This is a genomic window from Lactobacillus sp. HMSC08B12, assembly GCF_001808415.1.
GTDB lineage: Bacteria > Bacillota > Bacilli > Lactobacillales > Lactobacillaceae > Lactobacillus > Lactobacillus delbrueckii.
In genome coordinates this window covers 85,885-100,793 of sequence record NZ_KV793132.1, presented here as the reverse complement: position 1 = coordinate 100,793, position 14,909 = coordinate 85,885, and the positions used below count along the sequence as shown (strand labels likewise).

General features: G+C 52.2%; 17 protein-coding genes. 1 reads left to right on the top strand and 16 read right to left on the bottom strand.

Annotated elements, in window-relative coordinates:
- Window positions 1–133 precede the first annotated feature (133 nt).
- The 14 genes from HMPREF3168_RS03670 to HMPREF3168_RS03605 form a co-directional block, all read right to left on the bottom strand.
- Complete coding sequence (locus HMPREF3168_RS03670; RefSeq protein ID WP_070488507.1) at window positions 134–928, bottom strand: YlmH family RNA-binding protein; 795 nt, start codon at window positions 926–928, stop codon at window positions 134–136.
- Complete coding sequence (locus HMPREF3168_RS03665) at window positions 928–1,230, bottom strand: YggT family protein (protein WP_002879126.1); 303 nt, start codon at window positions 1,228–1,230, stop codon at window positions 928–930. Before HMPREF3168_RS03665 ends, HMPREF3168_RS03670 begins: the two co-directional genes overlap by 1 nt.
- On the bottom strand, window positions 1,230–1,676 hold the full coding sequence (locus HMPREF3168_RS03660; protein WP_070488504.1) for a cell division protein SepF: 447 nt from the start codon (window positions 1,674–1,676) through the stop codon (window positions 1,230–1,232). Before HMPREF3168_RS03660 ends, HMPREF3168_RS03665 begins: the two co-directional genes overlap by 1 nt.
- Before the next feature lie 14 nt (window positions 1,677–1,690).
- Window positions 1,691–3,049 (bottom strand): cell division protein FtsZ, encoded by a 1,359-nt coding sequence (gene ftsZ, locus HMPREF3168_RS03655; protein WP_206732870.1) that lies wholly within the window; start codon window positions 3,047–3,049, stop codon window positions 1,691–1,693.
- A 15-nt stretch (window positions 3,050–3,064) separates the two neighbouring features.
- On the bottom strand, window positions 3,065–4,447 hold the full coding sequence (gene ftsA / locus HMPREF3168_RS03650; protein WP_004560520.1) for a cell division protein FtsA: 1,383 nt from the start codon (window positions 4,445–4,447) through the stop codon (window positions 3,065–3,067).
- Window positions 4,448–4,505: 58 nt separating this feature from the next.
- The gene (locus HMPREF3168_RS03645) at window positions 4,506–5,351 is read right to left on the bottom strand and encodes a cell division protein FtsQ/DivIB (protein ID WP_003611386.1); all 846 of its coding nucleotides are present in this window, start codon (window positions 5,349–5,351) and stop codon (window positions 4,506–4,508) included.
- 23 nt (window positions 5,352–5,374) lie between these two features.
- Entirely contained in the window at window positions 5,375–6,487 is a 1,113-nt protein-coding gene (gene murG, locus HMPREF3168_RS03640) for an undecaprenyldiphospho-muramoylpentapeptide beta-N-acetylglucosaminyltransferase (RefSeq protein WP_003611396.1), read from the bottom strand.
- Window position 6,488: 1 nt separating this feature from the next.
- On the bottom strand, window positions 6,489–7,871 hold the full coding sequence (murD, locus tag HMPREF3168_RS03635; protein WP_003611414.1) for a UDP-N-acetylmuramoyl-L-alanine--D-glutamate ligase: 1,383 nt from the start codon (window positions 7,869–7,871) through the stop codon (window positions 6,489–6,491).
- 6 nt (window positions 7,872–7,877) lie between these two features.
- On the bottom strand, window positions 7,878–8,840 hold the full coding sequence (gene mraY, locus HMPREF3168_RS03630) for a phospho-N-acetylmuramoyl-pentapeptide-transferase (protein ID WP_004560511.1): 963 nt from the start codon (window positions 8,838–8,840) through the stop codon (window positions 7,878–7,880).
- A 7-nt stretch (window positions 8,841–8,847) separates the two neighbouring features.
- Window positions 8,848–11,010 carry a penicillin-binding protein gene (locus HMPREF3168_RS03625; protein WP_070488502.1) on the bottom strand — a complete coding sequence of 721 codons (2,163 nt, stop codon included), beginning with the start codon at window positions 11,008–11,010 and terminating at the stop codon, window positions 8,848–8,850.
- Window positions 11,010–11,366 carry a cell division protein FtsL gene (gene ftsL / locus HMPREF3168_RS03620; protein WP_004560514.1) on the bottom strand — a complete coding sequence of 119 codons (357 nt, stop codon included), beginning with the start codon at window positions 11,364–11,366 and terminating at the stop codon, window positions 11,010–11,012. The genes HMPREF3168_RS03625 and ftsL overlap by 1 nt, the downstream gene beginning before the upstream one ends.
- Window positions 11,367–11,377: 11 nt before the next feature.
- Window positions 11,378–12,322, bottom strand: a complete 945-nt coding sequence (gene rsmH / locus HMPREF3168_RS03615) for a 16S rRNA (cytosine(1402)-N(4))-methyltransferase RsmH (protein WP_050952224.1) — start codon at window positions 12,320–12,322, stop codon at window positions 11,378–11,380.
- 2 nt (window positions 12,323–12,324) lie between these two features.
- A complete protein-coding gene (mraZ, locus tag HMPREF3168_RS03610) occupies window positions 12,325–12,756 on the bottom strand; it encodes a division/cell wall cluster transcriptional repressor MraZ (protein WP_003619156.1) in 432 nt (143 codons plus the stop codon).
- Window positions 12,757–12,887: 131 nt separating this feature from the next.
- Window positions 12,888–13,217: a DUF3397 domain-containing protein gene (locus HMPREF3168_RS03605; RefSeq protein WP_004560519.1), complete on the bottom strand. Its 330-nt coding sequence runs from the start codon at window positions 13,215–13,217 to the stop codon at window positions 12,888–12,890.
- 117 nt (window positions 13,218–13,334) lie between these two features.
- Here HMPREF3168_RS03605 and HMPREF3168_RS09750 point away from each other — a divergent pair, with 117 nt between their 5' ends.
- A complete protein-coding gene (locus HMPREF3168_RS09750) occupies window positions 13,335–13,457 on the top strand; it encodes a DUF4044 domain-containing protein (protein WP_004560516.1) in 123 nt (40 codons plus the stop codon).
- A gap of 56 nt (window positions 13,458–13,513) precedes the next feature.
- Here the strand turns inward: HMPREF3168_RS09750 and mreD are convergent, their stop codons facing one another.
- Both mreD and mreC read right to left on the bottom strand, forming a co-directional pair.
- A complete protein-coding gene (gene mreD, locus HMPREF3168_RS03600) occupies window positions 13,514–14,053 on the bottom strand; it encodes a rod shape-determining protein MreD (protein ID WP_004560526.1) in 540 nt (179 codons plus the stop codon).
- The gene (gene mreC, locus HMPREF3168_RS03595) at window positions 14,053–14,904 is read right to left on the bottom strand and encodes a rod shape-determining protein MreC (protein WP_004560527.1); all 852 of its coding nucleotides are present in this window, start codon (window positions 14,902–14,904) and stop codon (window positions 14,053–14,055) included. The genes mreD and mreC overlap by 1 nt, the downstream gene beginning before the upstream one ends.
- Window positions 14,905–14,909 lie beyond the last annotated feature (5 nt).

The window sequence follows — 14,909 nt, the reverse complement described above, 5'->3', positions numbered from 1 at the left end:
GCTAATATCGCCTTTAAGCAGGACTGTCAGTCTGATTTATTAATCGTAATTATGTAAGAGATAAAAAACAATGAAAAAGTTTTCTATCTACAGTAAAAGAGTTTAAGGCATCAACCAGCCCTTTGTCAAATATTTATTGCCTTTTTGCTGGCCAAAACTGGCCTTCCACCCGCAGGCGGCCTTTTTTGCTGGGCTGGACAGACAAGAGCTTGACCCGGCCAAAGCGGCGCAGGCTCAAGATGTCGCCAACTTTCAGCAGGCTTTCACCTTTTTCTTCATGCCAGTTTAAGCGGACCTCGCCGGCCTCCAGGGCCTCTTTAACCTGGCTGCGGGACTTATTGCTTAGAGCCGCTAAAACCGCGTCCAGGCGCATGGAGGAAGCTACAGCGGTAATAATCTCGGAATTGTCTTCTGCTTCCAGGCGGTCTTTTAAGGGCTTCTCTTCCAGGCGGACCTTGACTGGCCCCATCCGGTCGATTTGACTGGCAAAAAAGCCAGCCAGTTCTTTTTCCGCGAAAAACTGCCACCGGCCTTGCCCGTCCGTGATGATGTCGCCAAAAGTATCTGTTTTTACCCCGGAATTGGCCAGGCTGCCCAGAATCTGGCTGTGGCGGAGACTGGCAAATTTTTGCGGGTATTCAATTTCAAAAAGCTGAACCTGGTAGTCATCTGGGCGCAGGTTCTCCCATTCCAGGCTGATGTAGAGCCGGCACTTTTCCGCTTCTTCATAGCCGCCAAAAGCCTGCACGATGGCTTCCCCGCCGGCGATCGTCTCCATGATCTGCCTTTGCCGGGGGTCCAGGAAGTCCGTTAAAAAGGCCTGGCCGGTAAACAAGAGGCGATTAAAAAGACCAACAAATTGGTCAATTGTTGGTCTTTCTTCAATTGCAAAATGTGGGTAAAAGCTGCTGGCCTGGCGCTTGTCCATCACAGGAAGATCCTCCCTAAAATGCTAAAGAGCCAGCCCAAGGCAACGCTTTGGACAAAGTAGATCACAAACAGTGCAATCATTGGTGAAATGTCGATGCCAGTCGCGTAGATCAAGCGCAGGATCGGCCCCTGCCGGAAAAGGTTGACGAAGGGGTTGACGATCCGGTCGATCCAGCGGCCGGCCGCTGATTCGCTGATGGCCGGAATCCAAGACATAAAGGCATCAATAATGATCAAGAGGCTGTAAGCTTCACAGATAAAGTAGAGCAGCCGGTACAAAAAAACCAAAAATGTTTGCATTAACCTAAAGTATCTTTCTTATCAAGCAGTTCAGTGATCTTGCCGTCAGTTTCAAACTTCGGCGGAGTAGCCAAGAAGATCTTGTCGCCGACGCGCTGGATTTCACCATTGAGGGCGTAAACCGTCCCGGTGATGAAGTCGACTACCCGGCGGGCAGAAGCGTCGTCCATCCGGCTGAAGTTGATGATGATCGCCTTTTGGTTGAGCAGGTTCTGGGCTACTTCCTTAGCGTCAGAATATACCCGCGGTTCGTAAAGGACGATCTTGCTTAGCCCGCTGCCAGCCTGGCCGGCCTTAATGGACACGACATTGCTGTCACGGCTGTTAGTTGGCCGGTTGCTGTTTTGCATTTCTTCTTGTTCGTCGTAATGTTCCTCGTAGGCGTCTCTTTCCTCATAGGAATCGTTGTCGCCGAAGCCGAAAAAATCCTTAAATTTGTTGTTCATTTACTCTGCCTCCTTTACCGGTCCCGGCGGTGCTTGAAGAACGGAATATCGTCGTCATCATCGTCGTCGTAATCGGTGTTGATGTCAATTTGGGAAATGGCGCTGCTTGGGTCAGCATCCGAAGCCGCTTCCTTTTCTTCAGCCTGCCGCTTTTGTTCTTCCGGGTTTTGCCGTCTTGGGTAGTCATCGTCGTTTAGGCCCCAAACGCTGATCGGGTCCATCATGGCTGGCTTCTCTTCCTTGACCGGGCTGGTCGGCTTAGCTGCTTCAGCTTGAACTGGCGCTGCTTGGACTGGAGCAGCTGGAGCGGCTTCTTCCGGAGTCAAGATCTTAGGCGCAGCTGGCTTTTCTCTAGGCGCACTCACTTGGTGGCCGCGGCCTGGCAATTGCTTGGAAGCAGCTGCTTCAGCTTCGTCATCAATCCCGGTAGCGATCACCGTAACCACGACTTCATCGCCCAGGTTAGGGTTGATGGCCGTACCGAAGATGATGTTGACATCTTCGCCGGCAGCCGTTGAAACGATTTCTGAAGCATCCTGGGCTTCAAACAGGGTCAAGTCCGGACCGCCAGTGATGTTCAAGAGGACCTGCTTGGCCCCGTCGATGGAAACTTCCAAAAGCGGTGAGGAAATCGCCATCTTGGTTGCTTCCACCGTCCGGTTTTCGCCGCTGGCCCGGCCGATCCCCATCAAGGCTGCCCCCTGGTTTTCCATGACCGTCTTGACGTCAGCAAAGTCCAGGTTCACGTAGTCAGTTGAAGTGATCAAGTCGGAAATGCCCTGGACACCCTGCTTGAGGACGTTGTCGGCTTCCTTGAAGGCTTCCATCATCGGTGTCTTCTTGTCAACGATTTCCAAAAGCCGGTTGTTGGCAACGATGACCAGGGTGTCAACGTATTCCTTCAGCTTAGCAATCCCCTCAGCGGCGTTCTTGGACCGCTTAGGGCCTTCAAAGCTGAATGGACGGGTAACCACCCCAACCGTCAAAGCACCGGTTTCCCGGGCAATTTTGGCGATTACCGGGGCTGCCCCGGTACCAGTACCACCGCCCATGCCGGCAGTGATGAAAATCATGTCAGCACCCTTAAGTGCGTCTTCAATCGTTTCTTCGCTTTCTTCAGCGGCCTTTTGCCCGGTTTCAGGATGTGAACCTGCCCCCAAGCCCCTAGTCAGTTTCGGCCCCAGCTGAATCTTAACTTCAGCGTTGTTGCTGTTCAAAGCCTGTACATCAGTGTTGGCCGCGATAAAAGAGACGCCTTGAACGCCGTCTTCAATCATCCGGTTGACGGCATTGCCGCCTGCCCCGCCAACGCCAATTACTTTGATAACTGCGTTGTTGTTGTCATCTGAATCAAAAGTAAAATCCAAAGCCATCTACGTTTACCACCCTTAATCAAAGAACTTTCTGAGAAATGCAGCTAAGCCCTTGTTTTTATTTTCGTTATTATTAGTCTTTTCTTCATGCCGGGTTTCAGTGTCTACTTCCCCATCAAGCTTAGTCTTATTATAAGCTAATTCAGTGTCATTTTCAGCTTTCCGCGTCACTCTTTTAGCATTTTTTTGACTATTTCCGGCACTGGCCGGCCGCTCGTTTGAAGCAAGAGCTGAATCTTGATAAATCACGGTGTTGGCCAGGTAGCCGATATCGTTCAGGTTGTTGGCATAGTTGACGATCCCGTAGGCCACTGAATAAACCGGATTGCGCAGGCCAATCTGGGCTGACTGGTAGATCTTGGCCTTAACGTCATAGTCAGCCGCTACCAGGTCGTCAATCCCGGCCAAAAGAGCGCTGCCCCCGGTAATAATAACCCCGGCCGGCAAAGACAGGGCATCATGGTTGTAAAGGCCCCGGCCCACCCGGCGCAGGATCTGCTGCAGACGGGCATTGATGATCTCACTGAGATACTTCTCGCTGACCAGGTTGTTTTCGTCCTTGCCTACAGCCTTGACCGCAAATTTTTCATTTTCTGAAGCCAGGTCCGGGTCGGCATACCCATAATCCCGCTTCAAAGCTTCAGCATCGCTCATTGTCGTTGACAAAACCACGGAAATGTCGTGGGTAATGTCGGCCGCCCCCTTCAAGTCGACGGTAGCGTACTTGATCTGGCCATCGCGGATGACCGTGGCGGTCGTGCTGCCGCCGCCCATGTCCAGCAGAATTGCCCCGAAGGTTCTCTCTGCCTCATCCAGGGCTACGCTGGAAACAGCCATCGGTGCCGGAACAAAGAAGTTGTTCTGGATGTCAGCGTGCTTTAAGACCGTGTTGATGTTGTGAATCTCCGCTGACGGCGCCGTCATTACCAGCCCCTGGACGAGAAGGGAGCGGGCAATCATGGTCCGCGGGTCGTCAACGTCCTTTTCCCCGTCGATCAAAAAGCGGCTGGGGAAGAAGGCCACTGCCTGCCGGTCCTTTTTCTTGGCAGCCTTGATAGCCGCGTACATGACCCGCTGGACGTCTTCATTAGCGACTTCCTTGCCGGAATCGGAAATATTGACCAGGCCGGTTGTACTTTCCAGCTGCAGCATGCTGACTGGCAAGGCAGTCACTACCCTGTTGATCTTACTATTGGTCTTCTCGCTGACCTGCTGGATAGCGTTTTTGACAGATTCAGCAACTTGATCGATATCAACGATCTTGCCATGCCGCATCCCCCGCGTAGGAGCGGCAACTGCCCCGTAAACCTGCAGCTCTTGATGAGCGGCGTCGGCAACAACGACTTTGATGCTCGTGGTCCCAATGTCCAAACCAACTAACAAAGTTGAATTATCCAAGTTTCCTTCCCCCAATTCTAATATATAGATAATATCATAATTCTTTAAAGATACAAAATTAAGACAAGCCGTAAGCATTTTTTTCCGCGCTAGTCAAAGGGCGGGTGAAGGCACCGACTTCCATGTCAATGACACTGTTGGTTGTCAAATCCTGTTTAATCGAGTTATAGTACTTAACCTTGGATTTTATCGTCTCAGTGTTGCCGATTATCACATTGCCATCTTTCATGACCAGAATCATCTGGGTTTTGCGCCTGGTATTGCCAGACAGCATCTTGATCTGCTTTTTGAAATATTCAGGAAAAGAGTTAAAAATTTTAAGGTTGGTCTTCAAGGCCACCTGCTTGCTGTAGCCGATAAAAAGCGGCTTGTCATGGTCGACCTCGCTCCAGGCCAGGCTCTTGGTGCCCAGTTCCCCGTTGGCGAGAATTTTCCGGTAGCTGAACCCGTCTTTAATATAGCCGATCACTTTCCGCTCATGCACCTGCATGTTCAAGGTGTTCAGCCCCTTGACCGATAAAGTGACCGAAGCCACTTCAGGGTATTTAGCGGCCAGCTTCTTGCTGATCTTCTTTTGCCCCCGCAAGGCATCAACGACCTTGTCAGAAGCCTTGATCTGGGCTACTTCAACCATGCTTTTGCCATCCAGGTCATCAGCTCCGAGCACCCTGACCGTTGATACGTCGGCTAAAGGCGAGACGTAGTAGGTTAAAAAAGCGATAGCCAAAAGGCAGACGGCCATGATCGAACCCAGCCGGGTAAGCAGGCCCCGCCGGCGTTCTTTCTTAAGCGAAGTAAGCTGGCTCGACAATTTGCGTGTTTCCTGCCCCCGGCCAGGTTCGTGGCGTAAGAATTTAGAGAGCTCCTCTTCTGGGTCTCTGCGGGTTATCCGTTTGCGAGCCATTGCTTCCTCCTAATCGTTTATTATCAGTTCTTCTTGGCAATTTCCTTCATGACCTTGATGACCTGGTCAGATGCATCGGGCACGCCCAAGGCCTTGGAAGCCTGCCGCATTTTTTCGGCATAGCTATGGTCCAAAAGCAGGTGGTCGATGGAGGACACGAAGGTGTTTTCGTTCAGATCATCTTCCGCAATCACCAAAGCCGCCCCGGCCTTTTCCAGGTCCATGGCATTCTTCATCTGGTGGTTGTGGGTCACGTTAGGACTGGGAATCAAGATGACTGGCACGCCCAAGGCCGTGAACTCAGCCAGGCTGGTTGCCCCGGACCGGGAAACAACGCAGGTCATTTCCGGCAAAAGGCCCGGCATGTTGGCGATATACGGCACGACCTTGATGGAGTCGCCGTAGTCAACATCAGCCAGCTTTTTCTCAATCGCGTCATAGTAGTAAGTCCCGGTTGCCCAGATCACTTGGTAAGGCTTCTTCTTCAGCTCCATCAAAGACTTGAGCATGACCCGGTTGATGGCCAAGGCGCCCCGGGAACCCCCGAAGACCAGGACAGTCGGAATCTGGGGGTTAAGGCCCAAATCGCCTGCCAGGTCAACTGGCTTGGCATTTAAGCTCAAAACCTGCTGGGAACGCGGGTTGCCGGTCTTGACCAGCTTCTTTTTTTCCGGAAATTCCTTGGCCGCGTCGTCAAAAGTATAGCAGATCTTGTCCACGTAGTGGCCTAAGAACTTGTTGGCCACCCCGACCACGGAGTTGGACTCGTGGATCATGGTCGGAATCTTCATCTTGCTGGCTTCGTAGACAATCGCCCCGCTGACGTAGCCGCCAGTGCCCAGGACAACGTCCGGCTGAAAGTCAGCCAAAATTTCCTTGGCCCGCTTAGTCGCCTTTAAAAAGAGCTGGATGGTCTTAACATTGTTCAACAGGTGCTTTCTGTCAAAGCCTTGGATGTCGATGGTCTTAAAGTTGACCCCGGCGGCAGGCACGATCTTGGATTCCAGCCCCTTCTTGGTGCCGACGAACAAAATCTCATCGTCTTGGCAAATGCCTTCTTCCTTCAGGCGTTCAATCAAGGCCATGATGGGATAAATGTGGCCCCCAGTGCCGCCACCAGAAAAAATAACTCTCATTTTATTTCTCTTCCAATTCTTTTACATACTTGACAAAATATTCGCCGCGTTCTTCAAAGGTCTTGAACTGGTCCCAGGAAGCGCAGGCCGGTGAAAAGAGCAGGACGTCGCCGGCTTCAGCCAGCTTGGATGCTGCCTTAACCCCTTCATGCAGGTTGTCAACAACCACGATGGTCTTGATTCCGGCCTTTCTGGCCGCGTCCGCCAGCAGGTAACGGGTTTCCCCGTAAGTTACGATGGCCTTGACGTGCTTTTTAAACAGATCAACCAGGGAGTCAAAGAGAAAGCCCCGGTCCAGGCCCCCGGCCAAAAGGACTTCCGGCTGCTTGAAGGACTGGATGGCCACGGTGGCTGCTTCAATGTTGGTTGACTTGGAGTCATTGTAGACCTTGACCCCGTCAAGGGTGGTCACGTACTGCAGGCGGTGTTCAGCCCCGGTGAAGGTGGACAAAACGGCCGCGATGTCGTCCTTGCCCGCCCCCATCAGGCTGCTGATGCCGATGGCAACCAGGGAGTTTTGCAGATTGTGGATCCCCGGCAGCTTGATGTCGGCAATCTTCATCATCTTTTCTTCGCCATGCATCAAGTAGTCCTGGCCAATGTAGAAGTCTGCAGCTGGATCATTTTCACTGAAGGTCAGAATCTTGGCCTTAGTTGCCTTTTCTTCTCTAGTCAGGATATCCTTTTGGTCAAAGTTGGCCAGGAAGTAGTCGCTGGCCTTTTGGAAGCGGCCAACGTTCAGCTTGGCGTCAACATAGTTATCAAAAGTCTTGTGGTAGTCCAGGTGGACATTGTTATAGATGTCAACGATGGCGGCTACCTTTGGCTCAATGTCGGTTACCCCCATCAGCTGGAAGCTGGACATTTCCACGACCAGCAGGTCGTCTGGGCCGGCCTGGTTTAAAACTACTTCAGAAATCGGCCAGCCGATGTTGCCGACCGCGTAAGCGTGGTGGCCCTGCTTTTGCAGGTAGTGATCCATGATCTGCTGGGTCAGCATGACCGTGGTGGTCTTGCCGTTTGAACCAGTGACGCAGACATAAGGCGACTCACTGGCGCTTAAAGCAACTTCAGGTTCAGTGATGATCGGAACCCCTTTTTCGCTGGCCTTAGCCACCATCGGGTTCTCGTAAGGGATGCCGGGGTTTTTAACCAGGTAGTCAAACTTTTCCTGGTCAAACAGGTCAACCGGGTGGCTGCCGCCAATTACTCTGACGCCCAGGTCAGCTAACTGCTTAGCCTTCGGGTCAGCAGCCAGGTCGGCCTTGTCATTTAAAGTCAAACGCGCGCCCAGCTTAAGGAGCAGCTTGCTGACCGCGAAGCCGCTCCGGCCCAGACCTAAAACAAGAATGTTTTTACCAGCATATTTATCGATTTCTTTCATCGTTAATTATCCCCAAATCATCAAGTAAATTCCGCTGCCAACCAGACCGACCAGCCAGAAGACCAGGTCGACCTTCCATTCAGACCAGCCCAGCATTTCGAAGTGGTGGTGGATTGGCGTCATCTTAAAAATCCGCTTGCCAGTCGTCTTAAATGAGGCAACCTGCAAGATAACGCTGGCCGTTTCGCAGACAAAGACAATCCCGACCAACAGCAAGGACCATGGCCGGCCCAAGAAGATGCTGACTGCCGCCAAACCGCCCCCGAGGGCCAGGGAACCGGCATCCCCCATGAAAATCTTGGCCGGCTTGTGGTTGAACATGAAGAAGGCTGCCAGGCCCCCCATTACCGCCATACAGAAGACCAGAACGCCGAAGTTCTGGCTCTTAAAGGCCAGCCAGGCGTAAGTGCCGTAAGCGATAAAAGACAGACCGGTTGCCAGGCCGTCCAGACCATCAGACAGGTTGACGGCATTTGAAAAGCCAACCAGCCAGAAGACTTCAAACAAGGTAAAGAGGGCCACGTTCTTGACCACCCCGGCAAAAGGCAGGTAAAGAGCGAAGTCAAAGTTGTCACTGGCCGCCAGCAAAACGATACCAGCAGCAGCGACGAGCAGCTGCAGGGCCATTTTTTGCCAGGCTCTCAGGCCCAGGTTCCGCTTGAAAAAGAGCTTCAAGCCGTCATCCAAAAAGCCGATGATCCCGTAGCCCAAAAGGGCAACTAACAAAATCCAGACTGTCTTAGACAGCTGGCCCTTGTAAGCACAGATGGCAACCGTTGCGACCGCGGCTGAAAGCACGAAGACCGTGCCCCCCATGGTCGGGGTCCCCGACTTCTTTTCATGCCATTTCGGCCCTTCATCCCGGATCTGCTGGCCTTCGTCGTGGCTTCTCATCCAGATGATCAGCCATGGCAAAAGCAAGGCGCTCAGTACCAGTGAAATCATAAAAGCAATCAAACTTGCTTGCATCGATCTATTACTCCTTTAACTCTACTTTCAATTTCGTCCCTGATTTAACTACCGTCCCCTGGGCCAGGCTCTGTGACTTGACCTTGCCGCTGCCTGACAGCTGCAGCTTGATGCCGGCCAGGGAGGCGTAGGCCTCAATCTGGCTTTCACTCCAGCCGGTCAAATCCGGCAGGCTGATCTTGCCGCTAGTCAAGGCAAAGACGGTGCTGCCAACGGATACCGTTTCACCGGCCCCTGCCTTTTGGCTGAGGACCTTGGAACCAGTCCCCAGGCGGACCAGGGAAAGACCATTTGAGGTCGCGGTCTTTTTCGCCTTGGCATAGGTCATGCCGGTAAACTTCGGCACCTTGACCACGGCCGAAGCTGACTTGTCCCCCTTGTTCAAAAGAACCAGCCGGCTCATCATCGGCTTAAAGATCTGGGCCAGGATGGTTTCGGCCCCGCTGCCCAGCTTGCTTGGCTGCTTCATGGTCAAATAGATGCAGTAGCGGGGATTGTTAGTTGGGGTAATCCCCACGACTGAGAAGACATAGTCCCGGTCCCCGGTCATGTAGCCGCCGGTTGACTTGGCAATCTGAGCCGTCCCGGTCTTGATCCCGAAGTCCTTGCCCTTCATGTAGTAGATGTGGCCGGTCCCGATTTCCTTGTCCAAAACCTTCTTCATGTTCTGCATGACCACTTTTCTGGTCTGGGCAGTAAAAATCTTCTTGCCAACCTTCTGGACCTTGTAGCTCTTGATTGTCTTGCCCGAAGAATCGGTGATTTTTTCCACCAGTTGCGGCTTAACCATCTGCCCGTTGTTGGCCAGGGCACTGTAAACCTGCATCATCTGCATGACATTGACCGTGACCCCTTGGCCAAAGGAAGTTACCGCCTGGTCAACCGGACTTGAGAAGGACAAGCTGCCGGAAACTTCACCTGGCAGGGTAATCCCGGTCTTGTGGGTGATGCGGAACATATTGAGGTACTTGCGCCAGAGCTTGGCCCCGATCTTCTTTTCCAGGTAGACCATCCCGACATTGCTGGAGCGCGGGAAGGCCTGGGAGAACGGGATCGTCCCCCAGCCGGACTTCTGCCAGTCATAGATAGTGGAGCCGGAAACGGTAATTGACCCTGACCGGTAGTAGGACTTAGGGTTGTAGTTGCCGCTGTTGACCGCGGCGGCCAGAGACAGGATCTTGAAAACAGAACCCGGCTCATAGATGGACTGGACCAGGAGGTTGCTGCCGGCCTTGCTGATTCCAGCCTTGGTCTGAGAGTTGAAGGTCGGCCGCTGGGAGGCTGCCAGGATCTTCCCTGTCTTCAAGTCCTCAATGACCGCTGTCATAGCTTTCGGCTTGTAGTTCTTCTGCACCTTGCTCATATAGGTTTCCAGGGCGCTTTGGAGCTGGGAGTCAATCGTCAAATATAGATTGTCCCCGTCTTTAGCCGCCTTATAGGAGTGGGATCCGCTTGGCAGCTGGTTTTCTGAAGAGTCGACCATGCTGGTCTCATAGCCGTTGGTCCCCTTGAGGATCTTGTTGAAGTAGGCTTCAAGCCCGGTCACCCCTTCCAGTTCCGTCGTCTGCGTCTTGGAATTGGTTTGAGAAACCGTATAGCCGACCACGTTAGAAGCGAAAACCCCGTTTGGATACAGGCGCGACGGCGTTTCCATGAACTTAATCCCGGTCAGGTGCATGGCCTGGATCTTCTTTTTCTCAGTCAAGGTTAAACCGGACCCGGCTGTCCCGAACTGAACCTGGAAGGTGTTTTTATTTTTCGGGTTCAGATACTTGAGGATTTTTGCCTTGGAAAGGGGCAAAACCGTGGCCAGCTTATCGGCCGTTTTCTCCTTGTCTTGAACATAGAGTGGTTTCTTATTAGAGTCAACATAAGTCTTGTCCAAAATCGCGTAGACCGTGTAGGTGTGGGAATCCTGGGCAATGATCAAGCCGTTCTTGTCATAAATCGTGCCCCGGTTAGCGGTCAATACGGTGTTGCGGCGGTAGATCGCGGCAGTTCTCTTGCTGATGTCCTGGCCATCAATCGTTTTTGAAATCGACAAATAAAGCATGCGGCCGGCAAAAAAAAGAAAAACCAAAGCAACGACTAGCTCTAGAATTCTCCCAACTGTAAAGCGATAGCCGTGTGCTCTGGATTTTATTTTTCTTAAATTAGTGGTCTTCTTCATTAGCGAATTGTCCTAATGTTATTTTCACGCAACTTCAGTCCTTGACTTTGGGCGATCTTGTTCAGGCGGGTATTTGATGACAGCTCACCGATTTCCTGCTGCAAGTCAGCTGTTGCGTTCTTTTGCTTGGTAATTGATTCCTTGACGTTGGTCAGCTGCCGCTGGGCGTAAGTCGCCGAAACACTAGCCGACACGTTCAAGGTAATCAAGGCAACTGCCCCAAGCAGGCCCAAGACTGCCAGCAGCTTTTCAAAAGCTGAGTATGGCACCTTCTGCGGATCAACCACCAAACGAGGACTTTTCCGGGCTTCCTCTTCTGGTTCGTAATTGTATTTTCTAACTGTGTTTCCAGCCATTGTGGTCCTCTTTATAACTTCTCTGCTACTCTTAACTTTGCACTGTGTGATCGGTTGTTTTCCGCCAGTTCTTCCTCGCTGGCCGTAATCGGCTTGCGGTTGACCAGGCGTAAAGTTGGCTTGATCCCCTCGGGCACAACCGGCATCCCGCGGGGAATTTCAACTTCTGAATACTTCTTGAAGGTCTGCTTGACGATCTTGTCTTCCAAAGACTGGAAGGTGATGACGGAGATCCGGCCGCCGGGATTGAGCAGGCTGATGGCTTCTTCCAAAGATGCCCGCAAAACGTCCAGCTCGTGGTTGACTTCCACCCGGATGGCCTGGAAGCTCTTCTTGGCCGGGTGCCCGCCGCTGCGGCGGGCTGCTGCCGGAATTGCTTCCTTAATGATCTCCACTAACTCAAAAGTAGTTTCAATCGGCTTGGCCCGTCTTCTTTCAACGATCTTTCTGGCGATCTGCCGGGAAAACTTCTCATCGCCGTAGCGGTAAAGGACGTCAGCCAGCTGCTTTTGGTCATACTGGTTGACCAGCTGGTAAGCATCAAAGTCCTGGCTCTGGTCCATCCGCATGTCCAGCCTTGCGTCAAAACGGTAGGAAAAACCGCGTTCAGCCTGGTCCAATTGCGGAGATGAAACACCCAAGTCGTAGTAGATGCCGTCAATGCCGCTAATCCCCAGCTTGGCCAGCTCCTCTTTTAAGTGGCTGAAGTTGTTGTGGACCAGCTGCAGGCGGGGCTGGCTGTCTTCTTTTAAAAAGGCAGCAAAATTGCTCTGGGCGGTGTCAATCGCGTACTGGTCCTGGTCGAAACCGATTAGATTTCCTTTGTCCAGCTTACTAAGCAGGTATCTTGCATGCCCGCCCCCACCGAAGGTGGCATCCACATATGTGCCGCCGCTTTGCGGGGCCAGGTTGTCGATTGTTTCGTGCAATAACACGCTAGTATGCTTAAATTCCATCTTTATAACTCGATATCGTCCAAATCTTCCGCAATTTCATCATAACTTTCGTTGGCTTCGTCAGAATACTCTTCCCAGCGCTCCTTAGCCCAGATTTCAATCCGGTTGGAGACGCCGACAATGACGCATTCCTTGACCAGGCCGGCGTGCTTCTTCAAGGTGGGGGACAAATTGATTCTCCCCTGCTTGTCGAATTCGCCTTCCATAGCGCCGGAATAAAACATCCGGGTAAAACTCCGCGCGTTCTTCTTCGTCAAGGGAAGCTTGGCCAGTTTGGCCTCGATCTTGGCCCATTCCGTCAAAGGATAGCCAAAAATGCAGCCTTCCATGCCCCGGGTCAAAACCATGGCTGGCCCAATCTGTTCACGCAGCTTGGCCGGGATAATCAAACGGCCTTTGGCGTCCAAATTGTGCTGGTATTCGCCCATGAACATGGCAGGCTCCTCCCTTCTGTTAACAATTTACCACAAATCCCCACTTTAAACCACAATATCTGAAAAGCACAAGCAGATTTCCGAAAAAATTAAAAAACTGCCAGCCGCGCTAAGCGGCTGACAGTAATTTATCAGATCATAACGACCAAAAGCAATCCGCAATACCAAAAGAAACTGCAGGCATCCAGGTAGGACCAGAACTGGCGGAACATCTTCCCTAAGGAAATGTTCTTGTTGATCATGGCCCATCTGATAGCGGCCAGCAATATCAATATGAAGTAAAGCAAAAAGCCGGCCGGTAAAAAGGATGGCACGCCCTTTAAGTTGGTCATCAGCTGGCAGGCGTAGATCAAAAAGAAAGGCATGACATCATAGCCTTTAAAGGCGGCTTTAGGCCAGATCAGGTTGACCAGGTAGGCGCAAGCCAGGCCAAAGGCCGGCAATAAGAATATCATCAGCATAATTTTCCTCCATCTGCTAGCTAGTTTAGCACATTTTTATTTTTCTCTTAAAGTGCAGCAAGGAAATTGCAAATCGCCGACAAAAAGGTTATAATCACTCTCATATAGGAGGCTTCTATGGCACGTAAAAAGAAAAAGTCAACATTTCAAAAGATTGAGAATTTCATGGTAGTCTTGATGGCTTTGATCACGCTCTTTGGCGTGGCAGCCTCTGTTCTTTACTACTTAACTGCCCAATAAATCTGCAATACGCTCAAAAGCGGTCAGCTTCACGCTGGCCGCTTTTTTATTGCTCATTAATACCGGTAATTGTCCAGGTCAACCAGGAAAGGATAAGATCTGGCCAGCTTGGCCCAAAGCCAGTAAGTTGCCAGGCTGATCCCGGTCGTCCAGCCGGCCGTGTATAAGAGGCTGAAGCCGATGGCCTTCAAGGTCAAATCAGTCCAGCCGATCAAACGGAAAACCAGCCAGGTGTAAAGGCAGCTGACGGTAATGGCCACGATGTTGCCCAGCAGGCGGAAAACGAAGAGTTCTGGAAAGACCCGGGCATACCAGCGGCCAAAAGCCGACAGGGCCGGCAGGATAAAGGTGTAGATCCCGATGATCCCCCAGAAGTAGAGGTCGGCAACTACTCCGGCCGCCAGGGCCAGCCAGATTTCCTTCTCGTTTCTTTCGTCTTCATAGGCGATGATCAAAACGGCGATTGGCAGGAGCAAGAGCCCCGCCCGGCCGTGCTGGTAAGTCAAGGCCGGCTGCAGGTAAACGGACAGGGTCCCCTCCATAACTAGAGCCAGGTAAAGGGCGATGGCCAAAACCCATTGCTTGAAAATCCGCATTAGCCAGCCACGCTCCTTTTGACGACCGTTACCACGGACGCGTCGCTCAAATTGCCGGCCGGCTTGATCTTGATCAAGTCAGACAGGCCAAAGCTGTCCTTGGTGGTTTCCGCCACCGTCCCGATCAAAAGCCCCTTCGGTGAAGTCCCGCCTAGGCCGCTGGTGTAGACCTTGGTTCCCTTCTTCAGTTTGCTTGAGCTGGAGGCCTGGGTAAAGGTCAAAGTGCCGTTTGACTGGACGCTGATGATCCCGTGCAAAACCTTGCCCGTGTCTGTCGTGGCTTGCACGGCAAAACGGTTGGCTGAGCTGTCAGTCGTGGTGATCAGTTCTACCTTGCTGGTGGCCGCGTCGACTTCCAGGATCCGGCCAATCACGCCGCCGCCGGACATGACCGCCATGTCCTTCTTCAAGCCGGAGCTCTTGCCCTTGTCAATGGTCAAGACTTCTGACCAGCTGTCGCTGGAGCGGGAAATTACTGAAGCAGTCGTGGTCGTGTAGCCGGTCAAGGTCTTTTTAATTCCAGCGGCAGCTTTCAGCTGCTTGTTTTCCTTTTCCAGGGCAGCATTTCTGGCTTCGACCTGGGCCAGCTCAGCCACCTTATTTTTTAAGTGACTGTTTTCATCAGCCGCGTTCTGCAAGTCCTTGACGCTGTCGATTCCATCAGTAAACCAGGAAACCGGCACGCTCACGATTCTTGAGCCCACGGAGACGATGTCATTGCCCAGGCGCTGGATCAAAAGCGGCGCGCTCAGGTTGTTTCTCAGCATCACCGTTGAGCCCAGCAGGGCTGCCAAAACCGCCACGGTCCCGAAAGCCGCCAGCATTTTTCTGTTTTGAAAAAAATTCTTCATAAACA

Coding starts and splice junctions, on each gene's coding strand:
- mreC (WP_004560527.1), bottom strand. CDS start 14,904: ATGAAGAATTTTTTTCAAAACAGAAAAATGCTGGCGGCTTTCGGGACC.
- HMPREF3168_RS03605 (WP_004560519.1), bottom strand. CDS start 13,217: ATGCTGATGATATTCTTATTGCCGGCCTTTGGCCTGGCTTGCGCCTAC.
- mraZ (WP_003619156.1), bottom strand. CDS start 12,756: ATGTTCATGGGCGAATACCAGCACAATTTGGACGCCAAAGGCCGTTTG.
- HMPREF3168_RS03670 (WP_070488507.1), bottom strand. CDS start 928: ATGGACAAGCGCCAGGCCAGCAGCTTTTACCCACATTTTGCAATTGAA.
- mreD (WP_004560526.1), bottom strand. CDS start 14,053: ATGCGGATTTTCAAGCAATGGGTTTTGGCCATCGCCCTTTACCTGGCT.
- HMPREF3168_RS03625 (WP_070488502.1), bottom strand. CDS start 11,010: ATGAAGAAGACCACTAATTTAAGAAAAATAAAATCCAGAGCACACGGC.
- murG (WP_003611396.1), bottom strand. CDS start 6,487: ATGAGAGTTATTTTTTCTGGTGGCGGCACTGGGGGCCACATTTATCCC.
- HMPREF3168_RS03665 (WP_002879126.1), bottom strand. CDS start 1,230: ATGCAAACATTTTTGGTTTTTTTGTACCGGCTGCTCTACTTTATCTGT.
- HMPREF3168_RS03660 (WP_070488504.1), bottom strand. CDS start 1,676: ATGAACAACAAATTTAAGGATTTTTTCGGCTTCGGCGACAACGATTCC.
- rsmH (WP_050952224.1), bottom strand. CDS start 12,322: ATGGAATTTAAGCATACTAGCGTGTTATTGCACGAAACAATCGACAAC.
- mraY (WP_004560511.1), bottom strand. CDS start 8,840: ATGCAAGCAAGTTTGATTGCTTTTATGATTTCACTGGTACTGAGCGCC.
- HMPREF3168_RS03645 (WP_003611386.1), bottom strand. CDS start 5,351: ATGGCTCGCAAACGGATAACCCGCAGAGACCCAGAAGAGGAGCTCTCT.
- HMPREF3168_RS09750 (WP_004560516.1), top strand. CDS start 13,335: ATGGCACGTAAAAAGAAAAAGTCAACATTTCAAAAGATTGAGAATTTC.
- ftsZ (WP_206732870.1), bottom strand. CDS start 3,049: ATGGCTTTGGATTTTACTTTTGATTCAGATGACAACAACAACGCAGTT.
- ftsL (WP_004560514.1), bottom strand. CDS start 11,366: ATGGCTGGAAACACAGTTAGAAAATACAATTACGAACCAGAAGAGGAA.
- murD (WP_003611414.1), bottom strand. CDS start 7,871: ATGAAAGAAATCGATAAATATGCTGGTAAAAACATTCTTGTTTTAGGT.